This is a genomic window from Neptunomonas japonica DSM 18939 (genome assembly GCF_000422765.1).
GTDB lineage: Bacteria > Pseudomonadota > Gammaproteobacteria > Pseudomonadales > Balneatricaceae > Neptunomonas > Neptunomonas japonica.
In genome coordinates this window covers 104,567-113,394 of the sequence record NZ_AUGR01000017.1, presented here as the reverse complement: position 1 = coordinate 113,394, position 8,828 = coordinate 104,567, and the positions used below count along the sequence as shown (strand labels likewise).

At 43.3% G+C, this 8,828-nt stretch carries 9 protein-coding genes; all 9 read right to left on the bottom strand.

Annotated elements, in window-relative coordinates; genetic code table 11:
* Positions 1 to 523: 523 nt before the first annotated feature.
* The 9 genes from der to iscX all read right to left on the bottom strand — a co-directional run bounded on the left by der (position 524) and on the right by iscX (position 8,820).
* The gene (der, locus tag G511_RS0112420) at positions 524 to 1,930 is read right to left on the bottom strand and encodes a ribosome biogenesis GTPase Der (RefSeq protein WP_028469917.1); all 1,407 of its coding nucleotides are present in this window, start codon (positions 1,928 to 1,930) and stop codon (positions 524 to 526) included.
* 71 nt (positions 1,931 to 2,001) lie between these two features.
* Positions 2,002 to 3,141 (bottom strand): outer membrane protein assembly factor BamB, encoded by a 1,140-nt coding sequence (bamB, locus tag G511_RS0112415; protein ID WP_028469916.1) that lies wholly within the window; start codon positions 3,139 to 3,141, stop codon positions 2,002 to 2,004.
* 3 nt (positions 3,142 to 3,144) lie between these two features.
* Positions 3,145 to 3,795, bottom strand: coding sequence for a YfgM family protein (locus tag G511_RS0112410; RefSeq protein WP_036551984.1), 651 nt, complete (start codon positions 3,793 to 3,795; stop codon positions 3,145 to 3,147).
* A 37-nt stretch (positions 3,796 to 3,832) separates the two neighbouring features.
* Positions 3,833 to 5,083, bottom strand: coding sequence for a histidine--tRNA ligase (gene hisS, locus G511_RS0112405; protein WP_036551982.1), 1,251 nt, complete (start codon positions 5,081 to 5,083; stop codon positions 3,833 to 3,835).
* A 52-nt stretch (positions 5,084 to 5,135) separates the two neighbouring features.
* Positions 5,136 to 6,104, bottom strand: a complete 969-nt coding sequence (locus G511_RS0112400) for a RodZ domain-containing protein (protein ID WP_051221994.1) — start codon at positions 6,102 to 6,104, stop codon at positions 5,136 to 5,138.
* On the bottom strand, positions 6,101 to 6,886 hold the full coding sequence (pilW, locus tag G511_RS0112395; protein ID WP_036551970.1) for a type IV pilus biogenesis/stability protein PilW: 786 nt from the start codon (positions 6,884 to 6,886) through the stop codon (positions 6,101 to 6,103). Before pilW ends, G511_RS0112400 begins: the two co-directional genes overlap by 4 nt.
* 34 nt (positions 6,887 to 6,920) lie before the next feature.
* Complete coding sequence (gene rlmN / locus G511_RS0112390; RefSeq protein WP_028469911.1) at positions 6,921 to 8,036, bottom strand: dual-specificity RNA methyltransferase RlmN; 1,116 nt, start codon at positions 8,034 to 8,036, stop codon at positions 6,921 to 6,923.
* Positions 8,037 to 8,097: 61 nt separating this feature from the next.
* Positions 8,098 to 8,505, bottom strand: coding sequence for a nucleoside-diphosphate kinase (ndk, locus tag G511_RS0112385; RefSeq protein WP_028469910.1), 408 nt, complete (start codon positions 8,503 to 8,505; stop codon positions 8,098 to 8,100).
* 114 nt (positions 8,506 to 8,619) lie between these two features.
* Complete coding sequence (gene iscX / locus G511_RS0112380; protein ID WP_028469909.1) at positions 8,620 to 8,820, bottom strand: Fe-S cluster assembly protein IscX; 201 nt, start codon at positions 8,818 to 8,820, stop codon at positions 8,620 to 8,622.
* Positions 8,821 to 8,828: the final 8 nt, after the last annotated feature.

Here is an 8,828-nt window from a genome sequence, read left to right as displayed (position 1 = left end):
CTTTATAAAACGTATGTTTCATTCTGTTCGCTAGGTTGCTTATCCTGATAAAGCTTTTGTAGCTTCGTCCTGACAAGCGCCCACACGAATTATCTGACCAATCTGTTAAAGAGCGCTTGAACGTGTCGTTCAAGTGAGGCGCATATTCTACCGAACGCCTCGCTGGTGTCAACCTTTATTTTGCAACTTTCTGAAACTCATTTGGCTGCAAAACCAGACACCAACTACTAATCTAAAAAACTTGAAAAGATGTTAATTATCAAGAACTTAAAAACCAGCACCTTCTCATCTAAGCCACCCTTTTGAGGGGCTTCCTTGGGAAGAGGTGCGCATTCTACAGACACCCCCAAAGGAGTCAACACCCCAGCCTAAAAAAAGTCACTTTTAAGGCAAATAAACCCAAAAACAACAAAGGCGCCACGAGGGCACCTTTAATTGATAGTTTAAGCTAGTAATTATGAAGCCTCGACCAATAAGTTTTTTACTTATAAACCGCAACCCAATCCACATCAGGACTAATAAGCTATTTATTACGCCCTTTTTTAATCTCTTTAACATGCTTTTGAAAGCGTACTTTTTTTCTTTGCTGCCTTGGCGTTAACTTATTGCGCTTCCCTGCAAATGGGTTTTCACCTGTCTTAAACTCGAACCTAACGGGTGTCCCATGTATCCTAAGCACTTTTATAAACTTATTTTTCAAATAACGCTTATAAGACTCAGGCAGATGCTCTGTGCGATTACCGTGTACAACAATAATTGGCGGGTTTGAGCCACCTTGGTGAGCATAACGCAACTTAATACGACGACCAGCAACCTGAGGAGGCTGGTGATCCGCAACAATATCCTCAAGCAAAAGAGTTAAGCGATGCGTCGCCCATTTAGCCATTGCACTTTCATATGCTTCGTTAATAGATGCATACATCTCCCCTACACCACTGCCGTATAATGCTGAAATGAAATGAAAACGAGCAAACTCGGCAAAACCAAGCCGACGATGAATCTGTTCTTTTACTTCTTTTTTATCTTCATCAGTCATACCATCCCATTTATTGAGAGCTATCACTAAAGCGCGCCCTGTCTCCAGAACAAAACCAAGCATGTGCAAGTCCTGATCACTTAACCCTTGGCGTGCATCAATTACCAAGACAACTACATTGGCATCTTTTATAGCCTGCAATGTTTTAATGATCGAGAATTTTTCTACTACTTCTTTAATATTTTTTCTACGCCTTACGCCTGCCGTATCAATCAGCGTATAAGCCTGACCATCACGCTCATAAGGAATATAAATACTGTCACGTGTCGTTCCAGCCTCATCGAAAACAATAACACGATCTTCTCCCAACAAGCGGTTAACCAATGTAGACTTGCCCACATTAGGTCTACCCACAATGGCTATACGCACACTATCGTCACGACCATCGAATGGCATATCGACATCTTCAAAACTCGACAGGCACTCTTCAGTTAATACTGTTACCCCACGGTTATGCGCTGCCGCAATAGGTATAGGCTCTCCCATACCGACGGTATGAAAATCAGACATAGCAATATCAGGATCAAGCCCATCTGTTTTATTAACAACCAGATAAACTTTCTTTTCAGTTCTTCGCAAATGTTCAGCAATCATTGAGTCTGCCGGCATCAACCCAGCTCGACCATCAACCATAAAGAAAATTACGTCAGCTTCTTCAATAGCCTGCAAAGATTGCTGTGCCATTTCATGGTCAATACCTTGCTCATCGCCGGTAATACCCCCGGTATCGATAACAATATATGCCTGCTCACCGATCTGCCCCTCACCGTATTTGCGATCACGGGTTACACCAGGCATATCTGCCACAAGCGCATCCCGACTCTTAGTCATTCGGTTAAATAAAGTAGACTTTCCAACGTTGGGACGACCAACCAGTGCAATAACAGGTAGCATTAAGTATTACCAAAAAATTAAATAGCAGCTACCTTGAATCCCAAAGCAACTGTTTGAATTAAAACGGCTGATCAATTCAGTGTCAGCGCTAATAAACGACCCGCATCTGTGAGTGCATAGAGCGTATCTCCTTTGACCTTCATATCTCCCACTAAGCGAGAGCCTGTATCGTAACGCGCAACAAAGTGACCATCGATTTGAGATATAAAATGCACATACCCCTCAACATCACCCACCGCAACTGCATTTCCAATAACAGCGGGCGCTGTAATTTGACGATTTTCTAACTGATCTTGCTTCCATACACTCGCCGCACTACGTGCATCTAGAGCCTGGACATGATCGCCCGATTCACTCACATAAATATTACCAAATCCCGCAGCAAGACTATGGTAGCTCGACATCTTTTTAGCCCACAGTGTTTGCGCATTAAAAGGGTTAATAGCGACGACATTACCTTGAAAACCTGGGATATAAACAACATTCTCGAACAATAATGGACGACCATCAACATCGGTCATTCTTTCTAGCTCAGAACGCCCCTGCGCCAAAGATACAGTTTGCTCCCACAAAACCGCACCAGTCTCATTGTCTAAGGCAATAAATTTACCGTTATCCAACCCTGCCAATGTGACATCTGATGCAACCAAAGGAGAGCTAGTACCTCGCAGCGTCAACCGCGGAGCAAGACTATCGTAGGTCCAGCTTTCACTCCCTTCTAACGCATTAAGTGCAACGATTTTACCGTTAATTAACTGAACAACAACGAGACTTTTATTGAGTTGGGGTTCTGCAACAACCTCAGCCGAAAGCTGCTTTCGCCATAACTCAGCACCCGTTTTAGCATTTAAACAAATCACTTCAGCTGATTCGGTAACAACAACAAGCTTATCACCGCCAGCGCCAATACCCGCAAGCAGGGGAACATCCAGATCAACAAACCACTGTCGCGCTCCGGTTTCGACGTTAAAGGAAGATACCCCCCCTTCAACTGAAGAAGTATAAATGTAATCTCCGCTAATCGCCGGGACTATTTGATGAAACTTATCACCAAGATCTCCACCAATATCTGCAGACCAGCGCACAACTACTTTCTTTTCTGCAGTAAAATCTACGAGCTTATTCGGCTCAACTTCGTCCGAACCGCCCCATAGCCCACAGCCAGACAACACAAGAGAAACCAACGATACAAAAGCGACCCGACGAAACATGTTTTATCCCTCTTCCGATACAGCCAAATCTTCAAGCTTCATATTAAGCAGAGGATTGCTCCCCGCATTCTCTGATGCTTTTAACGCTTGCTGGTATGCATCACGCGCACTAGAACTTTGCCCACTGGCAAGCAATAAGTCTCCTTTCAACTCATAAACACTAGCTCTAAACTCTTTAGAATCCAGCCCTTTTATCGTGACCAATCCCTTATCAAACTCACCCATTGCTTGATAAATCCGCGCTTTACGTAGCAGCGTTATATTGCGCATTTCTGGACCTGGCTCATGCACCAATACCCACTCAAGCTCATCAAGTGCTTTCGAATAGTCTTTTTGATCAACAGCAACCTTAGCAACTAATAAAGCAGCAAATCTCGCGTATTCAGTTTTTTCGTAGTCCGCCTTAAGCTGTTGAGCAAGATGCTGACTAGTAGCAATTTGCCCCTCATCTTTAGAGCCAACCGCCCCAGAAACAGCATCTAAAAGATTCTGATACGTTATAGAAGCATTTTCAGCATCAGTAAGTTGCTTCTGCTGCCATGTTTTCCAAGCAAAAACAGCACTCAAGGAAAGAGCAATCATGAACAGAAGTGATTTACCGTTTTCTTTCCACCACCCCTTTAGCGCTTCTACTTGCTCTTCTTCTGTCCGCATCTCAGCCACAACAAATCTCCAAATCAATAATCAAGGTTTAGCTCTGCTTAACAATTGCCCACTGCTGAGCCACTACCGCTAGTAATTCTTTTAAAGGAATTTGAGCACTAGACTCCGCTCCATTCCACAACACGCCAACAACACCGGACTCGCTCTGCTGTATCAACAAAATTAATCGAGCACCTGTTTGTCGAGCTTTATTATTTATATTTTTCAGGCCTGCACAATGCGTTCTAATGCGCAAATTAGGAATACCATCACGCAACACTTCACCGCAGCGAATAACATCGCCTTGTACTTCTTTTGATTGCGCAGCAATATACAAATCGAACGAATCTTTTTCTGAGTCAGGAACCGCATCTAACGTTTCCAGCAACAAAACCAAGCGCTCAACCCCCATTGCAAAGCCAACAGCAGGCGTCGCTTTACCGCCCAACTGCTGCACCAAGCCGTCGTAGCGACCGCCAGCACATACAGTTCCTTGGGCTCCTAGCTTATCAGTCACCCACTCAAAGACAGTTTTACAGTAATAATCTAAACCGCGCACAAGACGAGTATTTATTTCATATTTTATACCCGCTTGATCTAACAACTCAGTCAGACGTGAAAAATGCTCCTTTGAATCATCGTCTAGATAATCAGACAGCACCGGGGCATCCGCCAAAATCACCTGTGTAGACTCGCTCTTACTATCAAGAATACGTAAAGGGTTACTCTTGAGTCGGCGCTGGCTATCTTCATCAAGTTGTTCAAAATACTTATTCAAGTAGGTAACAAGGTCTTCTTTGTATTGCTGCCGGCTTTCATTACTACCTAGAGAGTTCAGCTGTAAAGTAACATCATCTAGGATTCCTAGATTTTTCCATAAGCGAGCACTCAACATGATAACTTCAGCATCTATATCTGCCGAAGACATTCCAAATGTCTCAACGCCTATTTGATGAAATTGGCGATAGCGACCCTTTTGAGGTTTTTCGTAGCGAAACATTGCGCCTTGATACCATAAGCGCTGAGTCTGATTAAACAATAACCCATGCTCTTCACCTGCACGTACACACCCCGCAGTCCCCTCTGGACGCAAGGTTAAACTTTCGCCATTACGATCATCAAAGGTGTACATCTCTTTTTCTACAATATCGGTCACTTCACCAATCGAGCGCTTAAAGAGTTCCGTTTGCTCAACAATAGGCATACGGATCTCGTCATATCCATAGCTGGATAAGACGGCTTTAACTTGGCGTTCCAAATACTGCCAAACAGGCGTTGCATCTGGAAGAATATCGTTCATCCCACGGATGGCTTTAACTTTTGCCAAACTATGCACTCTCTTTCTTAAAACTTTAATTCAATGGAAGCGTAAACTTCGCCACATTTTTACTACTAAAAGGCTTCAGATCAATAACAGCCTTATTGTAAATCACCTGATCGATAGCAGAAACTCGCCCAATAAGTACTCTTAAAGGCTCTTTACCTGACAGCTTTAAAGACTGTCCTTTTTTACGCAAATTATTAAATATTGTCTTACCATCAGCATCCTTTACAGTAAGCCAACAGTCCGCTGTAAAAGTTATCTGCAACTTATCAAGTACAAGCGGTGGCGCAATAGTACTTTCTAAAGGCAACTTTTCTACAACTTCAGCAGTTGCTGTTACAACGCTGACTTCAGGCGAAACACCACCCCCCGAGTCAAGTTCACTTTGAAGCTTTGAAATATCTGCAGCAGATAAGTTCACAGGCTCTTCAGCAGCAACCGGCTCCACAACCGTTGATCCAACAGCAGCCAGCTCTTCTGAGACAGCTACATCATCTAATTTCGGCAGTTTCAGCGTATTATCGCCCGTTGTTTCTGTTACAACCGAAACAACGGGAGCCAACCCATCAACGGGCGCCAAACTATATTGGGTTTTCCACCACCAACCGACAGCTGCCACGATCATCAATAAAAAAAGCCAACCAGACCAGCGCATGACCGGGTCTCCCAGCTTCACTTGCTGCTGAACTTTAGATACCGAGCGAATAGGATCTTTTTTGGCAGCTCCGCCCTCTGCCTGATCAAACATTTCAATCAACGCTGTTCCGTCGACACCAACTATTTTTGCATAAGCGCGAATATATCCTCGAGCAAAAACAAGACTCGGAAGTTTTTCATAAGCACTTTCTTCAATCCACTGTATATAACGTACAGGCAGATGCAGCTCATCAGCTATTGCTTGCTGGCTATAACCTTGCGATTCTCTCGCTACTAGCAAACTTTCACCAGGAAGCTGAATACCGTTTTCTGCCATACTTTCATCTGGAACACTGCTCACCTAGCTGACTCCTTATATTTTTTATATTCGTCAGATTCTGGATAAAGATTCTTCAACAAAAGAGTATAAGTCGTCGCTAGAGATACCTTACCGTTCTCTCGCGCCAACCGAATCCCGACCCACAAACTTTTCGCAGAGTGATTTACCTTCTTAGCGTTAATCAGCCCCGTAAACTGCGAGTAATACTTCTCTGCATCAGGGATATTTTGGTTCATTAAGTAAAGATCTGCCAACTCAACCAATGCTAATGGTCGTATACCGCCAGTTTTAAGAGACCTTTCAAATGAATGTATGGCGACATCAGTTCGCCCAATTTCCAAATAACAACGACCTAAATTTTCAAACGTTTGCGGTCTATTATTATAAAAAGGATCTTCTGTCGCTTTAGATAATTCAACACATGCTTCTTGATAACGCTTTTCAGAAAATAAAAATGCGCCATAGTTATTATGAAACATTGCACTATCAGGCTCTAAAGAAATTGCTTTCTTATAATATTGCTCCGCTAGAGCAATCTCGTCTTCCACCTGAAAAATCAAACCCAAGGCATTGTATGAAGGTGCGTAATCTGAATTAATATCCAGCGCTTTTTGTACTGCAGACTTTGCATTGACAGAATCGCCAGATTGAAGGTACTGCAAACCCAGTGTTGTATAAGCCTGCAATGCCCCTTCAGACGAAACAGTATTTTTGTTAATAGCAACAGACTCTGACTGCAGCCCCGTACACCCCGATAGCAGCGCCCCTATAAGCACAGCCACCAACACACGAGCTTTCTTCACGTACGGCAACTCCTTTCACATCATCAATAAATGGCTAAACAGTACTTTCTTGAACAATCGGTATGTATTTCTGACTACGGCGAGTTCTGTCTTCCACCTGACCTACTAGCTGCCCACACGCCGCATCAATCTCAGCACCTCGTGTGCGCCGAACTGTGGTCATAATACCCGCTTTTAGCATTACTTGTTTAAATGCCGCGATAGCGTCTTCCGAAGGTCTATCGTATCCTGAATTAGGGAACGGATTAAAAGGTATCAGATTTAGCTTGCAAGGCAAGCGCTTAAGTAAACGCCCGAGCTCTCTTGCCTGCACTGGCTGATCATTAATGCCAGCCATTAATGTATATTCTACTGTTATCACCCGCCTATCGTTCAGTCTTTCAAGATAACGGTTACACGCAGCAATTAACTCTTCAATTGGATACCGTTTATTAATAGGCACCAACTGGTTTCTCAATTCATCATTAGGCGCATGTAAAGAAATCGCCAAAGAGACATCGGTTTCTTCTATTAACTTGTCAATGCCCGGAACTACACCAGCCGTACTTAACGTCACACGGCGCTTAGATAGACCGTAAGCATTATCTTCCATCATTAATTTTATAGCGCTGACAACATTCTCAAAATTCATCAACGGCTCACCCATACCCATAAATACAACGTTCGTCACACGCCTAGGTTGAGCTGGATCCATAGGACCAAAAGACTTAATAGCAATACGTACTTGCCCGATGATTTCGGATGCAGTCAGGTTTCGATTAAACCCCTGCTTACCCGTTGAACAAAAGCTACAATCAAGAGCGCAGCCGACCTGAGACGAGATACACAGTGTTGCTCTATCTCCCTCAGGAATCAAGACACTCTCGACACAAGAACCACCATCAACACGAATAACCCATTTACGCGTGCCATCCTTAGATACATCGTGCATAACAACTTCGGGTTCGCGAATTTCGGCAACCTGATTCAGTTTCACGCGTAACGATTTACTGATATTTGTCATATCATCAAATGTTTCAGCGCCAAGCTGATGCATCCATTTTAGTACCTGAGTTGCACGAAAACGTTTTTCACCCAGTTCAGCGAAGAAAGCTTCCAGCTTTTCAGGAGACATCCCTAATAGATTAGTTTTGGGAATGGATTCAGTCATTATTACACCTATAAATTTAAACACATGCAGAAGAGAGCTCCCCTCTGCATGCTAGCAATAATTACTTACCGAAGAAGTAAGCAATTTCGCGTGCTGCAGAAGCAGCAGAATCAGAACCGTGTACAGCATTCGCATCGATAGACTCTGCGAAATCAGCACGAATAGTTCCTGCAGCTGCTTCTTTAGGATTAGTAGCACCCATCAGATCACGATTTGTCAAAATTGCATTTTCACCTTCCAGCGCCTGAACAACAACAGGGCCAGAAATCATGAAGCTCACCAAGTCACCAAAGAAAGGACGCTCTTTATGCTCAGCATAAAAACCTTCTGCTTCTTCTTTGCTTAATTGCTTAAGCTGCATTTCTACAATTTTAAGACCCGCATTTTCAAAACGAGATTCAATTTGACCAATTACATTTTTAGCCACGGCATCAGGCTTGATAATTGATAGTGTGCGTTCGATAGCCATTTGTACTTTCCCCTAAAGAGATTTCTGAAAAACGCGCCATTATACGCGAAGCTGACGACAAGCCACAACAGACTACAAAAGAAACAGCCCGGTATAAACCGGGCTGTTTTAAAATTAATCCTGCTCTTCTATCCAGGCCATCTGTATCGCTTCTAGGATTTTTTCCCCGCAGCGATCAGGATCATCATCAAATTCATCGAGATCCATTACCTTTTGATAAAGATCCGGAAAGCTAATTTTCAACGGATCGACATCTGAATGTTTCTCTACCAATTCAATTGCAATATCGAGTACATCAACCCACTTAAGACTCATACGTCCTC

Excerpts from the sequence above, each read along its gene's own strand:
- der (WP_028469917.1), bottom strand. The coding sequence starts at position 1,930 with ATGCTACCTGTTATTGCACTGGTTGGTCGTCCCAACGTTGGAAAGTCT.
- bamB (WP_028469916.1), bottom strand. The coding sequence starts at position 3,141 with ATGTTTCGTCGGGTCGCTTTTGTATCGTTGGTTTCTCTTGTGTTGTCT.
- G511_RS0112410 (WP_036551984.1), bottom strand. The coding sequence starts at position 3,795 with ATGCGGACAGAAGAAGAGCAAGTAGAAGCGCTAAAGGGGTGGTGGAAA.
- hisS (WP_036551982.1), bottom strand. The coding sequence starts at position 5,083 with ATGAACGATATTCTTCCAGATGCAACGCCTGTTTGGCAGTATTTGGAA.
- rlmN (WP_028469911.1), bottom strand. The coding sequence starts at position 8,036 with ATGACTGAATCCATTCCCAAAACTAATCTATTAGGGATGTCTCCTGAA.
- ndk (WP_028469910.1), bottom strand. The coding sequence starts at position 8,505 with ATGGCTATCGAACGCACACTATCAATTATCAAGCCTGATGCCGTGGCT.
- iscX (WP_028469909.1), bottom strand. The coding sequence starts at position 8,820 with ATGAGTCTTAAGTGGGTTGATGTACTCGATATTGCAATTGAATTGGTA.